The sequence below is a fragment of the Pseudomonas sp. B8(2017) genome, assembly GCF_002113575.1.
Lineage (GTDB): Bacteria > Pseudomonadota > Gammaproteobacteria > Pseudomonadales > Pseudomonadaceae > Aquipseudomonas > Aquipseudomonas putida_Z.
Genome location: NZ_NEIO01000012.1, coordinates 142,449 through 164,974 on the forward strand (window position 1 = coordinate 142,449; position 22,526 = coordinate 164,974).

Consider the following 22,526-nt stretch of genomic DNA (forward strand, 5'->3'; position numbering starts at 1 on the left):
GGACGCTGACGTGACGAGATGGGTGTATGTCAAAGGGTGGCGTGCGTGCGCGGTTGCTTGGCCTGTGCACAGAGGCGGTGTCCGCCTGGGCGGTGGCTCTGGTCGCCCTGGTCGTGGGCGGCCTGTTGACGGCCGTCCTGGCGTTAGCCACGCAAACCTTCTACAAGCAGCAGCTGCGCCAGCGCTTCGAGCTGCTGGCCAGCGAGCGTTTCAGCCGTATCGCCGAGCGGTTTGACGAACAGCAGCAGCGCCTGGACGGGCTGCGGCGGTTTTTCAGCTTTTCCAACGAAATCACCCCACACGAGTTCGACGGCTACGCCAGGCCATTGCTGCAGCGGACCCTGGCCTACGCCTGGGCGCCGCGTGTCGAAGCCGCGCAACGCGCCGAGTTCGAGCGCCAGGCCAGTGCGCATTCCGGCCCGGGCTATGTGATCCGCGACCAGGATGAGCAAGGCCAGTGGCGGCCATCCCCCCAGCGCGACCATTACTTCCCGGTGCTCTATACCCAGTCGGGTGAATTGCCCGGGTTGCCCTATGGGCTGGACCTCGCCGGCCAGGAAGTGCCCCTGGCGGCACTGGCGCGGGCGCTGGGACCGGGCAGCATGGCGGTGTCCGAGCCACTGCCCATGTTCGATACCAGCTCGGATGCGCGTGGCCTGCTGATGGTGGCGCCGGTGTTTTCCGATGCCAACCCCCACGGCGCGGCAGTGGGCTATGTGATGGCCTTGCTGAGCATGCGTGAGCTGGTCAGTGACGGGCGCCCGGTTTCGGCAGACGATAACCTGGTGGTGCGTATCGTCGACCCCACCGGGCTGCATGGCCCCGAGGTGATGTTCGATTCGCAGAACCCGGTCGCACCCCTGCCGCTGGCCACCAACCAGCTGTTGCACCTGGCTGACCACCACTTCCAGCTGAGTATCCGGCCGAGCCTGGCCTTCGTGCGTGCCAACCGTTCCTCCGCGGTGCTGGCGGTGAGCCTGCTGGGCGGCTTGTTGAGCCTGCTGCTCAGTGTCTTGCTCTACAGCTTGTTCAGCCAGCGCCAGCGCGCCTTGGCCCTGGTCGAGCAGCGCACCGCCGAGCTGCGGGTCAGCGAGCAATCCCTGCGGGGCACCCACAACCAGCTGCGCAGCGTGCTGGATGCAGCAACCCAGGTGGCGATCATCGCCACCAACCTCAAGGGCGTGGTCAGCACCTTCAACGCCGGCGCCGAGCGCATGCTCGGTTACCCCGCCAGCGAGGCGATCGGCCAGCTGCGCCTGGAGGACCTGGTGCTGCCCGAGGAGTTGAGCCTGCGTGCCCATGCCTTGAGCCTGCGTTACGGCCGGCCGATTGAAGGTGGCCAGGCCATGTTCGCCGAAACGGTGCAGGAGCATGGCGCCGAGCCGGGGGAATGGACCTTGCTGCGCGCCGATGGCAGCCAACTGGTGGCCAACATGCTGGTCACCGCCATGCTCGATGAACAGGGGTTGTGGATCGGTTACCTGGCGATCTGCATCGATGTCACTGAACGGCGTCGGGTGCATGAGGCGCTGGCGGCGCGTGACCGCCTTCTGGAAAAGCTCAGTGCCGAGGTACCGGGCGGCATCTACCAGTACCGCCTGGATGGCAACGGCCATTCCTGTTTTCCGTACGCCAGCATGGGCCTGTACGACATCTACGAAGTCGACCTGCAGCAGTTGCGCGAGGATGCAACGGCGGTGTTCGAGCGCATCCACCCGGATGACCTGGAGCGCGTGCGCCGCTCGGTGCGTTACTCGGCCGAACACCTGTCGCCCTGGCGCGAGGAATACCGGGTCTGCCTGCCGCGTGCCGGGCTGCGCTGGGTGCGTGGCGAGGCGACACCGGAGGTGGGCGAGCAGGGCTGCACCTTGTGGCATGGCTACCTGACCGACATCTCCGACCTCAAGGGCGTGGAGGAAGAGTTGCGTGCGCTGTCGGTGACCGATTCGCTGACCGGCATCCATAACCGCCGTTACTTCCAGGAGCGGCTCAAGCTCGAACTGGAACGGGCCCAGCGCGATGGCCAGGCACTGGCGGTGATCATGCTCGATATTGATCACTTCAAGCGCATCAACGACCATTTCGGCCATGCCGTCGGCGACCGCGTGCTGCGCAGCCTGTGCCTGCGTATCGGCCAGCGTTTGCGGCGTACCGATGTGTTCTGCCGGCTGGGCGGCGAGGAATTCATGGTGCTGTGCCCGGGCAGCGATGCCGAGCAGGCGCGGCTGCTGGCGCTGGAGCTGTGGCAAGGAGTGCGCAATGTGCCGGTGGAAGGCGTGGGCAGGGTGACCGCGAGTTTTGGTGTGGCGGGCTGGCGACCGGGGGAAGGGGCCGATGCCTTGCTGTTGCGGGCTGATGCAGGCGTGTATGCGGCCAAGCAGGCCGGGCGGGACCGGGTGGAGGGGGAGTTGGCCTGATCGTTTTTGGTTGTCGGTACCGGCCTCTTCGCGGGCTTGCCCGCTCCCACAGGTACTGCACCGTTATTGAACTTGGTGCAATACCTGTGGGAGCGGGCAAGCCCGCGAAGAGGCCGGTACTGGCTACCTATACCTATCAGTTGGCCGCTGTGCTGCCGGCCAGTTTCGGCTGGCGGTAAAGGTCCAGCAGCACCTGGTCGAGCACCTGCGAGGCGCCCCACGGTTTCGGATCGTTGAGGATCGCCGCCACCGCCCAGGTATGGCCGTTGCTGTCGCGGCTGAAGCCGGCAATTGCCCGCACGGTGTTCAGCGTGCCGGTCTTGATGTGCCCTTCGCCGGTCATGGCGGTGCGCTTCAGGCGCTTGCGCATGGTGCCGTCCATACCCACCAGCGGCATCGAGCTCATGAACTCGGCGGCATAGGGGCTCTTCCAGGCGGCCTGCAGCATCGCGGCCATCTCCCGGGTGCTGACCCGTTCGGCACGCGACAGGCCGGAACCGTTTTCCATCACCAGGTGTGGTGCGGTAATGCCCTTCTTCGCCAGCCACTGGCGCACCACGCGCTGGGCGGCGCGGGCGTCGTCACCGTCGGCATCGGTGCGGAACTGCGCGCCAAGGCTAAGGAACAGCTGCTGGGCCATGGTGTTGTTGCTGTACTTGTTGATGTCGCGGATCACTTCCACCAGGTCTGGTGAGAAGGCGCGGGCCAGCAGGCGAGCGCCCTTGGGCACGTTCTCGAAGCGGTCGCCACCCTGGATGCTGCCACCCAGCTCGTTCCAGATCGCGCGCACGGCACCGGCGGCGTAGGTTTGGTGGTCGAGCAGCGACAGGTAGGTCTGCGAGTTGCAGCCGTCACCCAGCTGGCCGCTGACCGTTACGCTGATGCCATCGGCCTGCTGCACCGGGTTGTAGCGCACATCACCCGAGCACTGTTTGGAGGCTACCGCCTTGACCTGGTTGTCGATGCGGATGCTGGCAATCGGCGGTTCGACCGCGATGGTGACCTTGCCGCCATCGTTGCGGGCCACGAAGCGCAGGGCCTTGAGGTTGACCAGCAGCGAGTCGGGCTTGACCAGGAACGGCTTGTTCTCATCACCGCCGTCGTCGTTGAACTGCGGCAGGTTGGGCTGCACGAAGTGGCTGCGGTCCAGCACCAGGTCGCCGGTGATGGTGCGCACGCCATTGGCGCGCAGGTCACGCATCAGCAGCCACAGCTTCTCCATGTTCAGTTTCGGGTCGCCGCCACCCTTGAGGTACAGGTTGCCGTTGAGTACACCGTTGCTCAGGGTGCCATCGGTGTAGAACTCGGTTTTCCACTGGAAGGTCGGGCCGAGCAGTTCGAGGGCGGCGTAGGTGGTGACCAGTTTCATGGTCGAGGCCGGGTTGACCGAGACATCGGCATTGAACACGGTCGGTGTGCCGGGGCCGTCCAGCGGCAGCATCACCAGCGACAGGGCAGAATCCTGCAGCTTGTTGGCTTTGAGGGCCTGCTGCACTTTGGCAGGCAGCGTGGTGTTGACGGCGGCGGCCTGGCTGGGCAAGGCGAGTGGCAACAGCAGGCCGGCAAGAACGAGGGGACGAAGCGTTTTGATCATGATCGATAAATACCCTACGGCGAGGGAAAAGGGCATTGGGGCTGTAAGGGATGATGGCCCCAGGGTGAAAGAATACGCATTATGCCCCAAGCGCAGCGACGATGCGCCACGTTCGACGGAAAAGCACCCCCAATAAAAAAGGCCACCCCTGAGGGTAATGCCTGTCAGTTTAGTAATTGGGGCCGCTTTGCGGCCCATCGCCGGCAAGCCGGCTCCCACAAGGATTGCGCAATTCCTGAGTTCTGCGCATACCTGTGGGAGCTGGCTTGCCGGCGATGGGCTGCGTAGCAGCCCCATTAACGCTATCTGACAGGCATTACCCTTGGGGTGGCCTTTTCAGCGATCGAGCCGGGCCGGTATTACTCGGCCTTGTTGATCGGCTTTTCCGGGTACCAGGCGTCCAGCAGCGGGCTGACTTCGATCTTGGTCAGTTCGCTACGGCCTTTGAGCCAGGCTTCAACGGCTGCACGCTGTTCTTCGCTGACCGAGCCACGTTTGACCGAGCACACCAGGCCGAAATCGTCACCGCCTACATAGTCCAGGCCATTGGCGTCCATGGCTTCTGCCAGGAACGCGTCGAGGAAAGCATCGATTGCCTGGTCATCCAGATCTTCCTTGAATTCCAGGTTCAGCTCGAAGCCCAATTCCTGAAACTCGTCGACACACAGCTTCTTGCGCAGACGACGGGAGCGGTTTGTGGCCATGAAACAATCCTCTTAGGTAATAACGCCGCGCAGTCTACCAGTTAACACGCCTGGCTGCCTGCCTGTGTGCAGGTGCCTGTGGCCAGTTCCTTGGCCAGGGCACGTTCTACCCGGCACATATGCCGCGCCAGCGCCTGGCGCCGCAGGCGTAACTGGTCGGGAGGCAAGCCGCTTGCCTCCAGGGCTTCGCAGGCCTTCATCAGCGCGGGGGCTTCCAGCATCCGCGCGGCGCTGAGCACCTTGTGCGCCTGTTCGGCAATGGCATCGCTGTCGTGCTGCGGATGCAATGCCATCAAGGTGGCCAGGTCGGCCTGCAGGCTCTGCTGCAACGCCTGCAGGAAGCGCTGGCGGTCGTTCGGGTCATGCCCGACCACTGTGGCCAGGCCGTCCAGGTGGTACAGCTTGCGCCGCGGTTTGTGCTGGCGGCGTGGGCGGATGCCGGCCAGGCGCTGGCTGAGCGTGCCCAGGCTGATGGGCTTGAGCAGGCAGTCGTCCATGCCGGCGCTCAGGCACTTTCGGCGTACCTCCGGCTGTGCGTTGGCGGTGTAGCCGAGAATGGTGCAGCGCGGCCGCTTGCCATGGCGTTCCTCGGTACGCACGGCGGTGGCCAGCTGGTAGCCGTTCATGTGCGGCATGTTGCAGTCGAGCACCAGCACATCGAAGTCGCCCGCCCGCCAGGTGGCCAGGCCTTCGCGACCGTCGCGGGCGCTGGTGTGCTCCAGCCCCAGGTAGCCAAGCTGCTGTGCCATCAGTTGCAGGTTGGCCGGGTGGTCGTCGATCACCAGCACGTTCAGCCGTGGGTCGGGCACATCGAGGTTTTCTATCAGCGGGGCCGGCTGCGCCGCAGCGTCAACCCGCTGCAGCGGCATTTTCAGGCGCACCTGGGTGCCGACATCCTCCAGGCTCTTGATGGTCAGGCTGCCGCCCATCATTTCGCACAGGTTGCGACAGATGGCCAGGCCCAGCCCGGTACCCGCGCGGGCGCTCTGGCTATGCGGGTTGGCCTGGATGAACGGGTTGAACAGGCGTTGCAGGTCGTCGGCGTGGATACCGATGCCACTGTCGCGCACTTCCAGCTCCAGCACGGCGGGGGTAGTGCTGCCGTCGTCCACCAGGCCGACGCAGATGCGCACCTGGCCATGCTCGGTGAACTTGATGGCGTTGCTCACCAGGTTGGACAGGACCTGCTTGAAACGCAGGGGGTCGAGCAGGGCATGGCAGCGTGCGGCCGGTGCGATCATCACCTCCAGGGCCAGGCCTTTCTGCCGCGCCTGGCCTTCGAAAATACGCCCCACCGATTCGACCAGGGCCGCCAGGTCGACGGCCTCCGGGGCGAGGGACAAGTGCCCCGACTCGATGCGCACGATGTCGAGGATATCGCCGATCAGGCCCAGCAGGTCCTTGGCCGAGTGGTGGGCCAGTTCCAGCGCGCAACGGTCTACCCGGCCTTGGTCGGCACGCTTGACTGCCAGTTCGAGCATGCCGATGACCGCATTCATCGGGGTGCGGATTTCGTGGCTGATGGTGGCCAGGAACGTGCTTTTGGCGCGGTTCGCATCGTCGGCCTGCTGCTTGGCCTGGCGCAGCTCCATGACCAGATGGCGGCGCTCGCTGATGTCGATCCAGCCACCGATGATGCCTTGCACCTCACCCAGTGAGTCGCGGTACGGCAGGATCCAGTGGTAGATGGTCATCTCCCGGCCCTGGATCCGTAGTGGCCGGTCCATGATCAGTGGCGAGCCTTCGGCCATCACCTTCAGGTAGTCGGCATGGATCTGCCGGGTCTGCTCGAAATCGGCGAACAGGCTCCCCTCCAGGTTCTTGCCGATGACCTCTTCGGAGCGGGCTTGCACGGCTTCCAGATAGCTGTAGTTGCAGCTTTGCAGGCGGCCCTCGCGGTCACGCACGTACATGGGGTGGGGCGTGCCGTTGAGCAGGGCGCGCATGAACGCCAACTGGTCGTTCAGCGCCCGTTCGGCGCGTTGCCGCTGGCGAATCTGCAGGCGTAGGCGGGCGTTCCACAGCAAGGCCAGCAGCAACAGCACGGCGGTGCCCAGTACCACCTGTATCGCCAGCCGGCGGTAGCCCTGGTCGTTGCCATCCTCGTGCAGGCTGAAGCCGCGCCAGCGGTTGTTGATGACCCCCAGTTCTTCCGGCGAGATGCTCAGCAGCGCCTTGTCGAGGATCGACACCAGCGCCTGTGACGGGGCACTGGTGGCCATGGCGAAGTTGGCGGGTTCGCTGCCGACGGTAGCCCGGATGACCAGTTCGGGGTTGCCGGCCAGCGCGTGGTTGGCGTCGATCAAGGTGGTGATCACTGCATCGACGGCACCGCTGTTGAGCAACGCCATGGAATAGAACGAACTTTCGGTCTCGACCCAGCCGATTTGCGGATAGTGCCGCGACAGCATGGCGTCCATGGCACTGTAGCGGGTAATGGCGATGCGATGACCCTGCAGCTGTTCCAGCGAGGTGAAGGGTTGTTTGTCCTTGCGGCTGACCAGCACATAGGCGCTTTCCAGGTAGGGCTGGCTGATTTGCAGGTCGTCTTCGTTCACCCCGCCGGTGGCCAGTGCGGCGATGACATCGGCGCGGCCATCCTTGAGGCGGGCAATCATGTCGGCAAGGCCGCTGGCGCGCTGCACTTCGAAACGCAAGCCGGTGCGCAGGCGAAGGAGCTCGAGCAGGTCGGCGGTGATGCCGCGAAAATGCCCCGAACCATCGAAGTAGGAGACCGGTGCAGCGGTGTCATCGATTGCCACGCGCATCACCGGGTGGCCCTTCAGCCATTGTTCTTCGGTGTCGGTCAGTTGCAGCTTGCGGTCGGTCAGCAGCAGGTCGCTACCGGCGCTCCAGCGCTTGAAGATACTGGCGCGTATGGCCGAGGTCTGTCTGTCCAGGGTGGCGTTCACCATCTCCATCAGCACCCTGTCCTCGTGGCGCAGGGCAAAACCGAAGCCGATGGCTTCGTGCTTGCCGAAACTGGCCATGCGCAGGCGCGGCAGGTGGCCGCGATTGAGCTGGTAGTGGGTGGAAATGGTATCGCCGATGAACACGTCGGCCTGGCCGAACGCCACGGCACTCAGGGCCTGGCTGGACGAGCCGAAGGCCAGCAGCTCGGCCTTGGGGTAGGCGCTTTTCACCTCCTGCCGGGGCAGGTAGTGGTAGAGCATGCCCAGGCGCATGCCGGCCAGGCCCATGTCCAGCGCCCGGCTTTCGTCCTCGCGCGTTACCAGCACCGGTTGATCGATGGCATAGGGGTGCGACAGGGCCAGGCCATCGCTGGCCGCTTCGTAGCCATTGGAGCTGCCAAGCAGGTCGATGTCGCCCTGCCGGAGCGCCTCCACCGCCGCTTGCCGGCTGGAAAAGCGCAGCACTCGCACGGGCAACTGCAGGGCCTTGCCGATCAGGCTCGCGTACTCGGCGGTAAGGCCCTGGTAGTCGCGGCCCCCACTGGTGATGTCGAACGGCGGGTAGTCCGGTGCCGAGGTACCCAGCACCAGTTCCTGACGGCCTTCGAGCCATTGCCGTTGTTCGCTGGTGAGGGCAGGCAGTGCCGGCCTGGCCGATGAGCGTGCCAGCAATGTATAGGACGAAGCTTCGTGATGGGTAGCCTGTGCCGCGCCGCTGAACAGGAGCAGGGTGAGCAGCAGGCGAACGATAAGGTGCGCCATGACTACCCTCAGACCAGCGCGTTGCGTTTGGCCATTTCAATCAGGTCGACCAGCGTATTGACCTGAAGTTTGTGCATGAGGCGCTTCTTGTAGGTACTGACGGTCTTGCTGCTGAGGAACATGCCCTTGGCAATTTCCTTGTTGCTGCGGCCTTGGGCGAATAGTTGCAGTACCATCAGTTCGCGGTCATTTACCTGGCGGAAAAGTTGCAAGTCGGCATCTGTCGCCTGGTCATGCTTGATTGCCTGGCTGGGGAAGTAGTTGTAACCGGCCAGCACGGCCTTGATTGCACTGAGCAGTTCGCTCAGGTCTTCCTGCTTGCACACGTAGCCTGCAGCACCCGAGTGCATGCAGCGTACGGCAAACAATGCGGGAGACTGCGCGGTCAGTACCAGCACCTTCATGGGCAGGGCCATGGCCTGGAACCGGGCAAGCACCTCCAGCCCATCCAGCTTGGGGATGCTGATGTCGAGGATGACCAGGTCGGGCGCGGTTTCGCGAATCATCTGCATGGCGTCAACGCCGTTGTCCGACTCGCCGACAACCTTGTAATTCTGGTTTTCCAGCAACATACGAACGGCCAGGCGGATGACGGGATGGTCGTCGACGATAAATATGGAATGCATGTTCAACTTCCCTGCGGGCTATTGAGGGTGACAGGCGGCACCTTATCGCAGTTGGAAGTCGTCAGGCATGCGAGGAAGGGCTATTAGCCCTATATGGGAAATGGCTTACAAGATAAAACAAAACGGGCTACGAGACAGGCGCGTTTAACTCGATGTCAAAGCGTGATTGGTAACTTTTCATTTATTTTTATTCGTGCTGTTTAACTTGTCGCCAGTATATGTAGGAAGTTTCCCACAATACACGGTGCAGCTTCGGGCAATGCCCGGGCTGCACCGGCAGGGCTCAGGTCGGGCTGGAGCGCCCGGTCATTTCCCGGGCCATTTCGCTGGCATAGCTGTCGGTCATCCCGGCGATGAAGTCGATCATGCGCAGGAAGGCGCTGTGCAGCGAGCCGTGTGGGTCGGGGGCATTGTTGCCGATAAGGTCCAGTACCCGGCGGCTCTTGAACGACGGCGTACGTCCGCCGTGCTGTTCGAGGGCGGCGCCGCAGAAGGTGTTCAGCAGAATCTCCAGCGTGGTGTAGGCGCCGATCTCATGCAGGGTCTTGCGCTTGTCCTGGAAGATCTTGTTGCGTGCCATGTCCTTGGCCTGCAGCACGCAGCGCTTGGCCGGGCCGTGCATGTGTTCGACCAGGTCGCCCGCCAGCTGGCCGGCCAGCAAGGCTTGCTGCTGTTCGACGAAGGCGCGGGCGGCAGCGTTGGTCAGGTGCTCGATGGCCTTGCCACGCAGGATCGCCAGCTTGCGCCGCCGGGAGTCACCTGGGCCGAGCTGGCGGTAGGTTTCCGGCAGGTCATCGCCGACCAGGTCGAGCAGCAGCGCTTCGACTTCGGCGTACTGCAGCAACTCCATTTCCAGGCCGTCTTCCAGGTCGATCAGCGCGTAGCAGATGTCATCCGCAGCCTCCATCAGGTATACCAGCGGGTGGCGCGCCCAGCGCTGGTGTTCCAGTTGCGGCAGGCCGAGCTTGCGGGCGATCTGTTCGAGCAGCGGCAGTTCGCTCTGGTAACTGCCGAACTTGTGCTTCTTGTAGCCCAGGGCGTCGGCGTGGCGTGCGCTCCACGGGTACTTCAGGTAAGTGCCGAGGGTGGCATAGGTCAGCCGGGTACCGCCGTCGAACTGGTGGTATTCCAGTTGGGTGAGTACGCGAAAGCCTTGGGCGTTGCCTTCGAAGTTGAGGAAGTCGGCGCGCTCGTCGTCGCTCATGTCGTCCAGCCAGCCACGCCCCGCGGCCTGCTGGAACCAGTGGCGGATGGCGTCTTCGCCGGAGTGGCCGAACGGTGGGTTGCCGATGTCATGGGCCAGGCAGGCCGACTGCACGATCATCCCCAGGTCGCTGGGGGCGCACCAGTCCGGCAGGCTGTCGCGCAGGGTTTCGCCGACGCGCATGCCCAGCGAGCGGCCGACGCAGCTGACTTCCAGCGAGTGGGTCAAGCGTGTGTGGATATGGTCGTTGCTGGAAACCGGGTGCACCTGGGTCTTGCGCCCGAGGCGGCGGAAGGCACCGGAGAAGATGATGCGGTCGTGGTCCTTGTGGAAGGGGCTGCGCCCGAGTTCATCGGCGCTGTACAGGGCTTTGCCCAGGCGTTCGCGGGTGAGCAGGGTGTGCCAGTCCAAGGCGCGGTCTCCTGTGGATCGAGGGGTATAGCTTCCGGTGTCCGGAAGGGCAGCGCAAGGGGTAAGCCTGTAATGCCTTATCGCCGGCAAGCCGGCTCCCACAGGGATTGCACATGGCTTGAGGCCGATGCGGTCGAGGTGGGAGCCGGCTTGCCGGCGATAGGGCCGGTGCAGTCGACGGAAAACGCTCAGGGGCGGCGGCTGCCTTGCAGGTACAGGCGCAGCAGCGGCAGCAGGCTGGTGCCCAGGCGCAACAGCCGCGCCAGGTTGCCGCTGCGCACGCCCTTGCCGGTGAGGAAACCCAGCGCCACCACGGCGCCAATCCCCCACAGCGGCGCATGCTTGATGCCCAGCCCGTCGTGCAGCGAGCTGCCCATGCCGCGCACACGGCGCAGTGGCTCAAGCAACTGCGCGGACTCGTGGTGGATTTCCTGGCGGTGCATTTCCATGCGCAGGCGCAGCAGCGCCTTGCGCAGTTCGCGCGGGTTTCGGGTGTTTGGCAGTTCTGGCAGGCTCATGGCAACAGGCGCTCCCGGTCCTTGGCAAGTTCCTCGAGGGTGGCGCCGAAGGGCGACGACTGGTCGAACACCGCTGCCTTCAGGCGCAGGCCGCAATACAGCGCGGCGATGCCGTAGAACACGCACAGACCGATGATGCCGGCCAGGCGATAGCTGTCCCACAGCAACACCAGCAACAGCCCGGACAGCGCCGTCAGCAGCAGCAGGGCGAATACCAGGGCCAGGCCGGCGAACAGCAGCAGGCTCAAGGTGCGGCCCTTCTGCTCCTGCAACTCGATGCCAAACAGTTCGATATGGCTGTGCAGCAGCCCCAGGGCAGCAGCGCCCAGGCGCCTGCCCGAGGCGCTGGCGCCGTTGGCGTCGTTCTCCATGGGAACCCCTTAGCGCCGGTTGGCCAGCAGGCCGATCAACAGGCCGACGCCAGCGGCAATGCCGATCGCCTGCCATGGTTTTTCCTGCACGTACTGTTCGGCACTGCCCAGTGCTGCCTGGCCGCGCTCGCGCACCGAGTCCTGGGTCAGCTGCAGGCTTTCGCGGGCCTGGGCCAGGCGTTCGTGGATCTGTTCACGCAATTCGTCAGCCTGGTCGCCGGCCAGGTTGGCGGTGTCGGCCAGCAGCTTCTCGGTGTCGCGGACCAGTGCCTGGAAGTCAGCCATCAATATCTCTTGTGCAGTCTTTGCCGATTTGCTGGCCATGGGTGTCTCCCTGTCGATGAATGTTGGTAGTTCGAGTGATAGCACGCGCGGAAGGTTCAAGTGCCGGCGCTGGTATGGGCCTTGCTAAGGCTTTGCCACGTTGCGGGGCGCTCCAGGCAGATATTGCGCCGATTAGGGGCGCCAGCGCAGCGGATACCGATAAACCTTAACCCAATCCACGACAAACCCAAGAAAAAACCACGCAGGCTCCGCCCGTATCACCGAAACAGGGCAGGGGGCTGGCACCGATTCGGTGCAGGGATGCAGGTTCTTGAACTGTCCTGGTGCCTTTTTCAGCAGGTCTGCCTATTTCATGGAAAACATGCACAGCGCGATGGACTCCCTGGTCCATGGTTCCAACACCCTGTTCATTCTCATGGGCGCCATTCTGGTGCTGGCCATGCACGCCGGCTTCGCGTTTCTCGAAGTGGGCACGGTGCGCCACAAGAACCAGGTCAACGCCTTGTCGAAAATTCTCAGCGACTTCGCTATCTCGGCATTGGTGTACTTCTTCATCGGCTACTGGATCGCCTACGGCGTCAACTTCTTCCAGCCAGCGGCGGCGCTGGCGGCCGACCATGGCTATGCGCTGGTCAAGTGCTTCTTCCTGCTGACCTTTGCCGCGGCGATCCCTGCGATCATCTCCGGGGGCATCGCCGAGCGGGCGCGCTTCGTGCCGCAACTGTGTGCCACGGCGTTGATCGTGGCGTTCATCTACCCGTTCTTCGAGGGTGTGGTGTGGAACGGCAACCTGGGCGTTCAGGCCTGGTTGCAGGCACGCTTCGGCGCGCCGTTCCATGACTTTGCCGGCTCGGTGGTGGTGCATGCCATGGGTGGTTGGCTGGCGCTGGCGGCGGTGCTGCTGCTGGGCGCGCGCCGCGGGCGCTACCGCGATGGCCGGCTGGTGGCGTTTGCGCCGTCGAGCATTCCTTTCCTGGCATTGGGGTCGTGGATCCTGATCATCGGCTGGTTCGGCTTCAACGTCATGAGTGCCCAGACCTTGCAGGGTGTCAGCGGCCTGGTGGCGATCAACTCGCTGATGGCCATGGTCGGTGGCACCCTGTCGGCCTTGCTGGCCGGGCGTAACGACCCGGGCTTCCTGCATAACGGGCCGCTGGCCGGGCTGGTAGCGGTTTGTGCCGGTTCCGACCTGATGCACCCGATTGGTGCGCTGGCCACCGGCCTGGTGGCGGGCGCGCTGTTCGTCTGGACCTTCACCGCGGCGCAGAACCGCTGGAAGATCGACGATGTGCTGGGTGTGTGGCCGTTGCATGGCCTGTGCGGTGTCTGGGGTGGCATGGCCTGCGGTATCTTCGGCCAGGAGGTGCTGGGTGGCATGGGCGGTGTCAGCCTGGTCAGCCAGTTGCTGGGCAGCCTGATGGGCGTGGTGGTGGCATTGGCCGGCGGTTTTGCCGTGTATGGTGCAATCCGCGCGCTGCACGGGCTGCGCTTGAGCCATGAGCAGGAGTTCCAGGGCGCGGACCTGTCGCTGCACCGTATCGGCGCCACCAGCCAGGATTGAGCCAGGTCAGGTGCACGGACGGCAGGACGGACCTAGAATAGGTTTCTCCCTGCCAAACCGGACTTGCCCCCATGCTGCCTGAATGCCAACTGTTCGGCACCCTCGGCTGCCACCTGTGTGAAGTGGCCGAGGCCGTGCTGATGCCCTTCGTCGACCATGGCCTGCTGGTGGAGCTGGTCGATATTGCCGAGAACGAAGCCCTGTTCGAACGCTATGGCCTGATCATTCCGGTGCTGCGCCGCTGTGACAATGGCGGCGAGCTGCACTGGCCGTTCGATGCCGAACAGGTGGTGGCGTTTCTCGCGCAGTAATCGCACAAGGGGAGGTCTGTCCCTGCTCCATGCAGTGTGGTGCGTTGTGATGATCCGCTGCCGGCACGTTGAGGCCGGCATCCTTCACCGGTCATCAGGAACCCAGCCATGCGTATTTCCCCCCATTTCACCCTTGATGAAATGACCGTTTCGCAGCTCGCCGCCAGGGAAGGGCTCGACAACAATCCTCCAGCCGAAGCCCGTGCCAACCTGCAGTTGCTGTGCAATGCACTGGAGCAGGTGCGCGCGCTGTTCGGTGCACCAGTCATCGTCAGCAGCGGCTATCGCAGCCCCGCAGTCAACCAGCGCATTGGCGGGGCGCTGACGAGCAAGCATCTGCAGGGGCTGGCAGCTGACTTCACGGTGATTGAAGTGAGCCCGCGCGAGGTGGTGCGCCGGATCAGCGAAAGCGCCATCCCCTTTGACCAGTTGATCCTCGAATTCGATGACTGGGTGCACCTGGCCGTGTCGCGTAGCGCCCCCCGGCGCCAGGTGCTGACCATCCGCAAAGGCACCGGCTATCTGCCGGGCCTGCAATGAAGCGCATTGACGGCGCCAAGGGGATGTTCGTATGCTGTATATAAATACAGTGTCGAGGTGAAGCCATGCTCAATGTCGAGCAACTCAAGTACAGCGTCAACCGCATGCCCGTCGAGCGGGTGGCCGACGCTGTTCTGGAACTGCGCCTCGAAGGCCTGGTGACCGACGACCGTACGCCGTTCGGCAAGGTCCACTTCAATACCTGCTTCGCCGAGATCGAGGCCCTGTTCCAGCGTGCCGGCTACCACCGTGGGCTGGACGTGGTTGGGTACCAGGGGTTGCTGTATGCCCTCTACGACCCTGGGCGCTGGGAGCCGGTGCAGGTGTTGCGCTGGCTGAAGGAGCGCTGCGAGGCCATTGCCCAGGCTGGTTGAGGGCGCGGGCTTGGGGGATAATGCGCGGCCGTGAACGTTTCGAGCCCTGCCATGACCACGCCTTTCGACCCCGCCCGCCAGCAAGCCAGCACGGTGTGCCTGCCCCCCGGTAACTGGGCGACGGTGCTCGACTGCCTGTGTGACCATTTCAAGGCCATCGACCGCGCCCAGTGGCTCGACCGCTTTGCCCGTGGCCGGGTGCTGGATGCCGAGGGGCGGGCGGTTTCTGCCGAACTGCCTTACAAGCGCGGTATGCGTTTGCACTACTTCCGTGAGGTGCCGAACGAGCGCCCGATCCCGGTGCAGGAGACTGTACTGCATGTGGATGAGCACCTGGTGGTAGCCGACAAGCCGCATTTCCTGCCAGTGACGCCGACTGGCGAATACGTCGAACAGACCTTGCTGCGCCGCCTGATCCGCCGCCTGGGCAACCCGCACCTGGTGCCGTTGCACCGTATCGACCGGCATACCGCCGGGCTTGTGCTGTTTTCCGCCAACCCGCAGAGCCGCAGTGCCTACCAACGGCTGTTCCCCGAACGACGTATCGACAAGCGCTACCAGGCCATTGCCGCGGCCATGCCGCAGCACGACTTTCCGCTGGTGCACAAAAGCCGCCTGGTTCATGGCGAGCCGTTTTTCCGCATGCATGAGGTAGCGGGGGAGGCCAACAGCGAAACCCTGGCCGAAGTGCTGGAGAAGAATGGCGAGCTGTGGCGTTACGGGCTGTCGCCGGTGACTGGCAAGACCCATCAGTTGCGTGTGCACATGGCGGCATTGGGGGCGGGGATCTGCAATGACCCGTTCTATCCGCAGTTGGTCAACGAAGAGGATGACTACCAGCGGCCGCTGAAGTTGCTGGCGCAGAGCCTGCGCTTTGCAGACCCGCTGAGCGGGGAAGAGCGCTACTTCGAGAGCTGCTTGCAGCTGGATTGGTAGTCTGGACGGGGTCGTTGTAGGAGCGGCCTTGTGTCGCGATGGGCCGCTCCTACAGGGCCCTAGCGGTTGAACCGCTCCACCAGCGAGTACTGGGTGCCCGCCGTGCTGGTCAGCTCTTCGCTGAGCAGCGCCGAGTGCTGGGCCTGTTCGGCAGTCTGGTCGGCCAGGTCGGCGATGGTGCTGATGTTGCGGCTGATCTCGTCAGCCACGGCAGTCTGCTCCTCGGTCGCTGCAGCAATCTGGGTGGCCATGTCGGTAATGTTGGCCACCGCTTCACTGATGCCCACCAGCGCCTCGTCGGCCTGCATCACACGGTCGACGCCTTCCTGCGCCTGGCGATGGCCGGTTTCCATGGTCAGCACGGCATTGCTGGCGGTTTGTTGCAGCTTGGCGATCAGGCCGTGGATCTGCCCGGTGGATTCGGCGGTGCGCTGGGCCAGCTGGCGTACTTCGTCGGCCACCACGGCAAAGCCTCGGCCCATTTCACCGGCACGTGCCGCTTCAATGGCCGCGTTCAGCGCCAGCAGGTTGGTCTGGTCGGCGATGCCCTTGATCACATCGACCACGCCACCAATCTCGTCGCTGTCCTTGGCCAGTTGCGTCACCGTCTGGCCGGTCTCGCCCACCGCCGCCGACAGGCGCTCGATGGCCTCGCGGGTTTCACCGGCAATCTGCCGGCCCTGGCTGGTCAGGCGGTTGGCTTCCTGGGTGGCATCGGCGGTGCGCTGCACGTGGTTGGCCACTTCCTGGGTGGTGGCGGCCATCTGGTTGACCGCAGCGGCAACCTGCTCGGTCTCCACCCGCTGGCGTTCCAGGCCCGAAGAACTCTTGTGCGCCAGCTCGTCGGACTGGCGCGCCTGTTCGCTGAGGTGTTCGGCGCTGTCTTGCAGGCGGGTCAGGCAGGTTTTCATGCGCGCGTCCTGGCTGAGCATGGCCATTTCCAGGCGCGCCTGCACGCCACGGCTGTCGGTGTACATCTGCGCGATCAGCGGGTCGGAAGTGGTCTGTTCGGCCAGGCGCAGCAGGCGCTTGAGGCCGCGCTGCTGCCAGCTCAGGCCCAGCAGGCCCAGCGGTACGGAAAGCCCGGCAGCCAGGGCGAAGCCCCAGGAATGGCCCAGCCAGTTGCCGATCAGGAAGCCCACCTGGCTGATCAGGATGAACGGCAACCAGTCCTGCAGCACCGGCAGCCACTTGTCCCGGCGTGGTACCGGCGGCTTGCCCTGGTTGATGCGCTGGTACAGCGCCTCGGCGCGGCGGACCTGCTCGGCGGTAGGCTTGACCCGCACCGACTCGAAGCCGACCACCTGGTTGTTGTCGAAGATCGGCGTGACATAGGCGTTGACCCAGTAGTGGTCGCCGGACTTGCAGCGGTTCTTGACGATACCCATCCACGGCTGGCCCTGCTTGAGGGTTTGCCACATGTGGGCAAACACCGCTGGCGGCACATCGGGGTGGCGCACCAGGTTGTGCGGCGCACCGGTCAGCTCTTCGCGGGTGAAACCACTGATCTCGATGAAGGCATCGTTGCAGTAAGTGATCACACCTTTGGCATTGGTGGTGGAGATCAACCGCTGCTGGGCAGGGAAAGTCCGTTCTCTCTGGGTAATCGGCTGGTTGTTACGCATGGGTTGATAGTCCGCAGGGCTTTCGACAGGTATCGGCAAGCCGCTGGTTTTATTGAATGAATAATTAATGTGCTTGATCTGTGGCAATAAGCCATCACTTGATCTGGGTTAGCCAGCGAGCACGTTCAAGCAAGTTGGCGTCATTATTGCGTTTTTACTGCTGTTTCATGACGTATGAGTCGAATGATGACCGATTAGCTAGCCAAGAGCCAGCATCGGATAGCTGAACAGGGTGAAGTGCACCAGGTTCAGGCCGAAATGGCAGAGCACCGCCGCCGCCACGCCGCCCCAGCGGTACGCCAGTCCGTAGCCGACACCGGCAAGGGTGGCCAGGTACACCCATTGCCAGCCGGCCCCCAGGTGGGCCAGGCCGAACAGCAAGGCGGCGGCGAACAATGCCAACCCTTGGTGGCGCAGCAGCCGTTGCAGGCCGGCCTGGATGTAACCGCGGAACAACAGTTCTTCGGTCAGGCTTACCAGCAGCAGGTTGTTCAGCAGCCACAGCCAGGCCTGGTCGGGCCATTTCGGGGCCCAGGCCAGCATGCCTAGTGCCCAGGCGCCGCCCAGGCAGGCGAGCAGGGTGAGGGGCAGGGCGTACAGCAGGCTGGTCGCCAGGCCCTGGCTGCGCCACAGGAACAGCCAAGGGCAGGCCAGCAGCAGCCAGGCGCCGATCAGCGGTTTGTCCAGGTTCAGGTACATCGTGAAGGGCAGGGCGCCGGGGCTGAGGATGACGCCGTCGATCACCTTGGCTGCGTTGAAGCCGGGCAGCCAGTGCAATGCCAGGGCGATGGCCAGGAGGATGAACAACGTGTGGCCGAGGGCTTGTTGCCAGCGCTGGGGGCGGCGAGCGAGCAAGGCGCTGGCAAGCAGGGCGAAAAAGGTGGGCAGGGTGGTGATGCCGAGGTTGCCCTGGCTCAGGGCGAGGGTGTAGCCGAGTGCCAGGAGTAAAAGTGCGATCAGGTGGAAGCGAGGCACGAGTGGTCCTTCTCGTTGAACAATATTGGGGCCGCTGCGCGGCCCATCGCCGGCAAGCCAGCTCCCACAGGGATAGCATCAAGGCTGAGGGCTGTACTTACCTGTGGGAGCTGGCTTGCCGGCGATGGGCTGCACAGCAGCCCCAAGCATACCCGCCTCAGCCCGCAATCAGCTGGCGCAACACATAATGTAATATCCCCCCCGCCTTGAAGTACTCCACCTCATTCACGGTATCGATCCGGCACAGCACCTCGATCTGCTCCTGCTGCCCGTCCTCGCGGGTGATGCGCAAGGGCAGGCTCATGCCCGGGCGGATCTGTGCGCCGTTCAAGCCAAGCACATCGATCTTCTCCTTGCCGGTCAGCCCCAGTTGCTTGCGGTTGTGCCCGGCCTTGAATTGCAGAGGCAGTACGCCCATGCCTACCAGGTTGGAGCGGTGAATGCGCTCGAAGCTTTCCGCCAGTACCGCCTTGACCCCCAGCAGGTTGGTGCCCTTGGCCGCCCAGTCGCGGCTCGAGCCGGTGCCGTATTCCTGGCCGGCGATCACCACCAGCGGAGTGCCTTCCTGCTGGTAGCGCATGGCCGCGTCGTAGATCGACAGCTTCTCGCCACTGGGCACGTGCAGGGTGTTGCCACCTTCTTCGCCCGCCAGCATTTCGTTGCGGATGCGGATGTTGGCGAAGGTGCCGCGCATCATCACTTCATGGTTGCCACGCCGCGAGCCGTAGGAGTTGAAGTCGCGGGGCTCCACGCCCTGCTCACGCAGGTAGCGCCCGGCCGGGCTGTCGGCCTTGATGTTGCCGGCCGGGGAAATGTGGTCGGTGGTCACCGAGTCACCCAGCAGCGCCAGAATTCGCGCACCCTGGATGTCGGTGATCTGCGGGGGTGGTCCGCCGATGTCGTCGAAGAACGGCGGGTGCTGGATATAGGTGGAGTCGGCCTGCCACACGTAGGTGGCCGCCTGCGGTACCTCGATGGCCTGCCACTGTGCATCGCCGGCGAACACCTCGGCATATTCCTTGTGGAACATCGCCGTGTCGACCTTGGCCACGGCAGCGGCGATTTCCTGTTGGCTGGGCCAGATATCGCGCAGGTACACCGGCTGGCCATCCTTGCCGGTGCCCAACGGGTCGCGGGTCAGGTCCAGGCGCACGCTGCCGGCCAGGGCATAGGCCACCACCAGCGGCGGCGAGGCCAGCCAGTTGGTCTTGACCAGCGGGTGCACGCGGCCTTCGAAGTTGCGGTTGCCCGACAACACCGAAGCCACCGTGAGGTCGGCGCTGCCGATGGCTTTTTCGATCGCTTCATCCAGCGGGCCGGAGTTGCCGATGCAGGTGGTGCAGCCATAGCCGACCAGGTCGAACCCCAATCGGTCCAGATAGGTGGTGAGCCCGGCGGCCTTGAAGTAGTCGGTGACCACCTTGGAACCCGGCGCCAGCGAGCTCTTGACCCAGGGTTTGCGTTGCAGGCCTTTTTCCAGGGCCTTTTTCGCCACCAGCCCGGCGGCCATCATCACGCTGGGGTTGGAGGTGTTGGTACACGAGGTGATCGCGGCAATCACCACGGCGCCATTGCGCAGGGTGTGGGTCTGGCCTTGATGGCTGTAGTCGATCTCCCCCGCCTGGTCGGCGTTGCCTACCGCCACGCCGCCGCCACCTTCGCTTTCCAGGCGGCTGACCTCTTTGGCCAGCGGCTTGGGTTGCAGTTCGATGAAGTGGTCGAAGGCCTGGCTGACCTGGCCCAGGGCTACCCGGTCCTGCGGCCGCTTGGGCCCTGCCAGGCTGGCCTCGACCTCATGCATGTCCAGCGCCAGGCTGTCGCTGAACAGTGGCTCCTGGCCGGGCTGCCGCCACAGGCCCTGGGCTTTGCAGTACTGCTCGACCAGTTGCACGGTCGCTTCGGGGCGGCCGGACAGGCGCAGGTAGTCCAGGGTCACCTGGTCGACCGGGAAAAAGCCGCAGGTGGCGCCGTATTCCGGGGCCATGTTGGCGATGGTCGCACGGTCGGCCAAGGGCAGCTCGGCCAGGCCATCACCATAGAACTCGACGAACTTGCCCACCACGCCCTTCTTGCGCAGCATCTGCGTCACCGTCAGCACCAGGTCGGTGGCGGTTATGCCTTCGCCCAGCTTGCCGGTCAGCTTGAAGCCGATCACTTCGGGGATCAGCATCGACACCGGCTGGCCGAGCATGGCTGCCTCCGCTTCGATGCCGCCCACGCCCCAGCCCAGCACGCCCAGGCCGTTGATCATGGTGGTATGCGAATCGGTACCGACCAGGGTGTCGGGGAAGGCGTAGGTGCGGCCATCGGCCTCACGGGTCCAGACGGTGCGGCCGAGGTATTCGAGGTTGACCTGGTGGCAGATGCCGGTGCCCGGCGGTACCACGCGGAAGTTGTCGAAGGCGCTCTGACCCCAGCGCAGGAAGGCGTAACGCTCGCCGTTGCGCTGCATTTCGATGTCGACGTTCTCGCTGAAGGCCTGCGGCGTGCCGTAGCGGTCGACCATCACCGAATGGTCGATCACCAGGTCCACGGGTGACAGCGGGTTGATCCGCTGCGGGTCGCCGCCGGCCTTGGCCATGGCTGCGCGCATGGCGGCCAGGTCGACCACGGCCGGCACACCGGTAAAGTCCTGCATCAGCACCCGCGCCGGGCGGTACTGGATCTCGCGGTCGGAGCGTCGCTCGCCCAGCCATTGGACGAGGGCGCGCAGGTCGTCGCCGGTGACGGTCTTGCCGTCTTCCCAGCGCAGCAGGTTTTCCAGCAGCACCTTCAGCGACATGGGCAGGCGCTGCAGGTCGCCCAGTTGGCGGGCGGCTTCGGTGAGGCTGAAGTAGTGGTAGGTCTTGTCGCCGACCTGTAGGGATTTGAGGGTATTCAGGCTATCGAGCGAGGGCATTGCCAACTCCTTCTGCGCCGGTGCCTGGCAAGATCTGCCGGTGGCACCGCTCTGTATCGATCCGCACGGCACGGACCTGGCTGAAAGGTCAGGTTAGACCGCTTTGCGCCACCTGACCCTTTTCTGGACCGGCGGGGCGTGTCGCAGGTTCCGATCTTCCTTTATCATCGCCGCCCTGCCGGCGCCTGTGGCGCGCCAGCCGAAGTGGAGTGAGAGATGAATACCCTGTTCATGCATTGCCGGCCCGGTTTCGAGGGTGAGGTGTGCGCCGAAATCAGCGAACATGCCGCCCGCCTGGGTGTTGCCGGCTATGCCAAAGGCAAGCCGCAAAGTGCCAGTGCCGAGTTTGTCTGTAGCGAGGAGGGCGGTGCCGAGCGGTTGATGGGGGAACTGCGCTTCAACCAGCTGATTTTCCCGCGGCAGTGGGCCCGTGGCGGTTATGTCGAACTGCCGGAAAGCGACCGCATCAGTGTGCTGCTGGCGCACCTGGCCGGGTTCCCGGTATTCGGTAGCCTGTGGCTGGAGGTGCTGGACAGCAACGAAGGCAAGGAACTGTCTACCTTCTGCCGCAAGTTCGAGGTGCCGCTGCGCAAGGCTTTGGAAAAGGCCGGCCGCCTGGTCGACGACCCCAGCCGCCCACGCCTGCTGCTCACCTTCATCAGCGGCCGCCGGGTATTTGCCGGTGTTGCCCCGGCCAACAACAGTGCGCTGTGGCCCATGGGCATCCCGCGCCTGAAATTCCCCCGCGAGGCACCCAGCCGCTCGACGCTCAAGCTGGAAGAGGCCTGGCACCAGTTCATCCCGCGCGAGCAGTGGGAGCAGCGCCTGGGCGATGACATGACCGGTGTCGACCTGGGGGCCTCGCCGGGTGGCTGGACCTACCAGCTGGTGCGCCGGGGCATGCTGGTGACCGCCATCGACAACGGGCCGATGGCCGAAAGCCTGATGGACACCGGCTTGGTCCAGCACCTGATGGCCGATGGTTTCACCTGGCAACCGAAGCAGCCGGTGGACTGGATGGTGTGCGATATCGTCGAGAAACCGGCGCGTACTACCTCGCTGATCGAGACCTGGCTGGGCGAGGGGTTGTGCCGTGAAGCTGTGGTCAACCTGAAGCTGCCGATGAAACAGCGCTATGCCGAAGTACGCCGGCTGCTCGACCGCATGGAGGCGACCTTCAAGGCGCGCAAGATCAAGGTTTCGATTGCTTGCAAGCAGCTGTATCACGACCGCGAGGAAGTGACCTGCCATCTGCGCCGGTTGGACTTGAAGCCGCGCTAGCACAGCGAACCGCTTTGCTCTTGCTCTTGCTCTTGCTCTTGCTCTTGCTTCGGCTTTTGCTTCTAAGCGCGCGATAGTTCAGGCGCCGCCGATTGCGACTTCAGGAGGCCGAGCGAAGGGACTGCGGAGGGAGGTGACGGGCATGGATGCCCGTCAAGCGCTGAGGCCCCATGGATGGGGCCTGCAGCGCGTACTCCCGGGAGCAGGCCCGTAGCGAGGG

At 64.3% G+C, this 22,526-nt stretch carries 18 protein-coding genes; 7 read left to right on the forward strand and 11 right to left on the reverse strand.

The features are described from left to right. The first annotated feature begins 26 nt into the window (after positions 1-26). Positions 27-2,417, forward strand: coding sequence for a diguanylate cyclase (locus tag CAG22_RS17945; RefSeq protein WP_085589395.1), 2,391 nt, complete (start codon positions 27-29; stop codon positions 2,415-2,417). Positions 2,418-2,553: 136 nt separating this feature from the next. Here the strand turns inward: CAG22_RS17945 and dacB are convergent, their stop codons facing one another. The 8 genes from dacB to CAG22_RS17985 all read right to left on the reverse strand — a co-directional run bounded on the left by dacB (position 2,554) and on the right by CAG22_RS17985 (position 11,843). After that, positions 2,554-4,011: a D-alanyl-D-alanine carboxypeptidase/D-alanyl-D-alanine-endopeptidase gene (dacB, locus tag CAG22_RS17950; protein ID WP_025338294.1), complete on the reverse strand. Its 1,458-nt coding sequence runs from the start codon at positions 4,009-4,011 to the stop codon at positions 2,554-2,556. Positions 4,012-4,370: 359 nt separating this feature from the next. Beyond that, positions 4,371-4,715, reverse strand: coding sequence for a YggL family protein (locus CAG22_RS17955; protein WP_004376110.1), 345 nt, complete (start codon positions 4,713-4,715; stop codon positions 4,371-4,373). A gap of 41 nt (positions 4,716-4,756) precedes the next feature. Further along, positions 4,757-8,389 (reverse strand): ATP-binding protein, encoded by a 3,633-nt coding sequence (locus tag CAG22_RS17960; protein WP_085705883.1) that lies wholly within the window; start codon positions 8,387-8,389, stop codon positions 4,757-4,759. Positions 8,390-8,397: 8 nt separating this feature from the next. Next, entirely contained in the window at positions 8,398-9,015 is a 618-nt protein-coding gene (locus CAG22_RS17965; RefSeq protein WP_085705884.1) for a response regulator transcription factor, read from the reverse strand. 283 nt (positions 9,016-9,298) lie between these two features. After that, the gene (locus CAG22_RS17970) at positions 9,299-10,630 is read right to left on the reverse strand and encodes a deoxyguanosinetriphosphate triphosphohydrolase (protein ID WP_013971681.1); all 1,332 of its coding nucleotides are present in this window, start codon (positions 10,628-10,630) and stop codon (positions 9,299-9,301) included. Positions 10,631-10,818: 188 nt separating this feature from the next. Further along, positions 10,819-11,148, reverse strand: a complete 330-nt coding sequence (locus tag CAG22_RS17975; RefSeq protein WP_085705885.1) for a hypothetical protein — start codon at positions 11,146-11,148, stop codon at positions 10,819-10,821. Next, the gene (locus tag CAG22_RS17980; RefSeq protein WP_085589401.1) at positions 11,145-11,519 is read right to left on the reverse strand and encodes a phage holin family protein; all 375 of its coding nucleotides are present in this window, start codon (positions 11,517-11,519) and stop codon (positions 11,145-11,147) included. The genes CAG22_RS17975 and CAG22_RS17980 overlap by 4 nt, the downstream gene beginning before the upstream one ends. 9 nt (positions 11,520-11,528) lie before the next feature. Then, positions 11,529-11,843 carry a YqjD family protein gene (locus CAG22_RS17985; protein WP_075044200.1) on the reverse strand — a complete coding sequence of 105 codons (315 nt, stop codon included), beginning with the start codon at positions 11,841-11,843 and terminating at the stop codon, positions 11,529-11,531. A gap of 313 nt (positions 11,844-12,156) precedes the next feature. On the opposite strand from CAG22_RS17985, the gene CAG22_RS17990 reads away from it, so the two are divergent. The 5 genes from CAG22_RS17990 (at position 12,157) to CAG22_RS18010 (ending at position 15,526) form a co-directional block, all read left to right on the forward strand. Beyond that, positions 12,157-13,365, forward strand: coding sequence for an ammonium transporter (locus CAG22_RS17990; RefSeq protein ID WP_025338299.1), 1,209 nt, complete (start codon positions 12,157-12,159; stop codon positions 13,363-13,365). Between the two features lie 71 nt (positions 13,366-13,436). Continuing rightward, positions 13,437-13,676 carry a glutaredoxin family protein gene (locus tag CAG22_RS17995; RefSeq protein WP_019096182.1) on the forward strand — a complete coding sequence of 80 codons (240 nt, stop codon included), beginning with the start codon at positions 13,437-13,439 and terminating at the stop codon, positions 13,674-13,676. Between the two features lie 108 nt (positions 13,677-13,784). Beyond that, positions 13,785-14,216, forward strand: coding sequence for a D-Ala-D-Ala carboxypeptidase family metallohydrolase (locus CAG22_RS18000; RefSeq protein ID WP_085664995.1), 432 nt, complete (start codon positions 13,785-13,787; stop codon positions 14,214-14,216). A 65-nt stretch (positions 14,217-14,281) separates the two neighbouring features. After that, on the forward strand, positions 14,282-14,590 hold the full coding sequence (locus tag CAG22_RS18005; protein WP_004376097.1) for a hypothetical protein: 309 nt from the start codon (positions 14,282-14,284) through the stop codon (positions 14,588-14,590). Positions 14,591-14,641: 51 nt separating this feature from the next. After that, positions 14,642-15,526 (forward strand): pseudouridine synthase, encoded by an 885-nt coding sequence (locus CAG22_RS18010; RefSeq protein ID WP_085589406.1) that lies wholly within the window; start codon positions 14,642-14,644, stop codon positions 15,524-15,526. 59 nt (positions 15,527-15,585) lie between these two features. Here CAG22_RS18010 and CAG22_RS18015 read toward each other — a convergent pair whose 3' ends face one another. The 3 genes from CAG22_RS18015 to acnA form a co-directional block, all read right to left on the reverse strand. Continuing rightward, complete coding sequence (locus CAG22_RS18015) at positions 15,586-17,151, reverse strand: PAS domain-containing methyl-accepting chemotaxis protein (RefSeq protein WP_025338303.1); 1,566 nt, start codon at positions 17,149-17,151, stop codon at positions 15,586-15,588. 198 nt (positions 17,152-17,349) lie between these two features. Further along, on the reverse strand, positions 17,350-18,126 hold the full coding sequence (locus CAG22_RS18020; protein WP_085705886.1) for a CPBP family intramembrane glutamic endopeptidase: 777 nt from the start codon (positions 18,124-18,126) through the stop codon (positions 17,350-17,352). 157 nt (positions 18,127-18,283) lie between these two features. Then, a complete protein-coding gene (gene acnA / locus CAG22_RS18025) occupies positions 18,284-21,025 on the reverse strand; it encodes an aconitate hydratase AcnA (protein ID WP_085705887.1) in 2,742 nt (913 codons plus the stop codon). A 216-nt stretch (positions 21,026-21,241) separates the two neighbouring features. Between acnA and rlmM the strand changes: the two genes are divergently transcribed. Continuing rightward, positions 21,242-22,306 carry a 23S rRNA (cytidine(2498)-2'-O)-methyltransferase RlmM gene (gene rlmM, locus CAG22_RS18030; RefSeq protein WP_085589413.1) on the forward strand — a complete coding sequence of 355 codons (1,065 nt, stop codon included), beginning with the start codon at positions 21,242-21,244 and terminating at the stop codon, positions 22,304-22,306. Positions 22,307-22,526 lie beyond the last annotated feature (220 nt).

Excerpts from the sequence above, each read along its gene's own strand:
- CAG22_RS17945 (WP_085589395.1), top strand. The coding sequence starts at position 27 with ATGTCAAAGGGTGGCGTGCGTGCGCGGTTGCTTGGCCTGTGCACAGAG.
- dacB (WP_025338294.1), bottom strand. The coding sequence starts at position 4,011 with ATGATCAAAACGCTTCGTCCCCTCGTTCTTGCCGGCCTGCTGTTGCCA.
- CAG22_RS17955 (WP_004376110.1), bottom strand. The coding sequence starts at position 4,715 with ATGGCCACAAACCGCTCCCGTCGTCTGCGCAAGAAGCTGTGTGTCGAC.
- CAG22_RS17960 (WP_085705883.1), bottom strand. The coding sequence starts at position 8,389 with ATGGCGCACCTTATCGTTCGCCTGCTGCTCACCCTGCTCCTGTTCAGC.
- CAG22_RS17965 (WP_085705884.1), bottom strand. The coding sequence starts at position 9,015 with ATGCATTCCATATTTATCGTCGACGACCATCCCGTCATCCGCCTGGCC.
- CAG22_RS17975 (WP_085705885.1), bottom strand. The coding sequence starts at position 11,148 with ATGAGCCTGCCAGAACTGCCAAACACCCGAAACCCGCGCGAACTGCGC.
- CAG22_RS17980 (WP_085589401.1), bottom strand. The coding sequence starts at position 11,519 with ATGGAGAACGACGCCAACGGCGCCAGCGCCTCGGGCAGGCGCCTGGGC.
- CAG22_RS17985 (WP_075044200.1), bottom strand. The coding sequence starts at position 11,843 with ATGGCCAGCAAATCGGCAAAGACTGCACAAGAGATATTGATGGCTGAC.
- CAG22_RS17990 (WP_025338299.1), top strand. The coding sequence starts at position 12,157 with ATGGAAAACATGCACAGCGCGATGGACTCCCTGGTCCATGGTTCCAAC.
- CAG22_RS17995 (WP_019096182.1), top strand. The coding sequence starts at position 13,437 with ATGCTGCCTGAATGCCAACTGTTCGGCACCCTCGGCTGCCACCTGTGT.
- CAG22_RS18000 (WP_085664995.1), top strand. The coding sequence starts at position 13,785 with ATGCGTATTTCCCCCCATTTCACCCTTGATGAAATGACCGTTTCGCAG.
- CAG22_RS18005 (WP_004376097.1), top strand. The coding sequence starts at position 14,282 with ATGCTCAATGTCGAGCAACTCAAGTACAGCGTCAACCGCATGCCCGTC.
- CAG22_RS18010 (WP_085589406.1), top strand. The coding sequence starts at position 14,642 with ATGACCACGCCTTTCGACCCCGCCCGCCAGCAAGCCAGCACGGTGTGC.
- CAG22_RS18015 (WP_025338303.1), bottom strand. The coding sequence starts at position 17,151 with ATGCGTAACAACCAGCCGATTACCCAGAGAGAACGGACTTTCCCTGCC.
- acnA (WP_085705887.1), bottom strand. The coding sequence starts at position 21,025 with ATGCCCTCGCTCGATAGCCTGAATACCCTCAAATCCCTACAGGTCGGC.
- rlmM (WP_085589413.1), top strand. The coding sequence starts at position 21,242 with ATGAATACCCTGTTCATGCATTGCCGGCCCGGTTTCGAGGGTGAGGTG.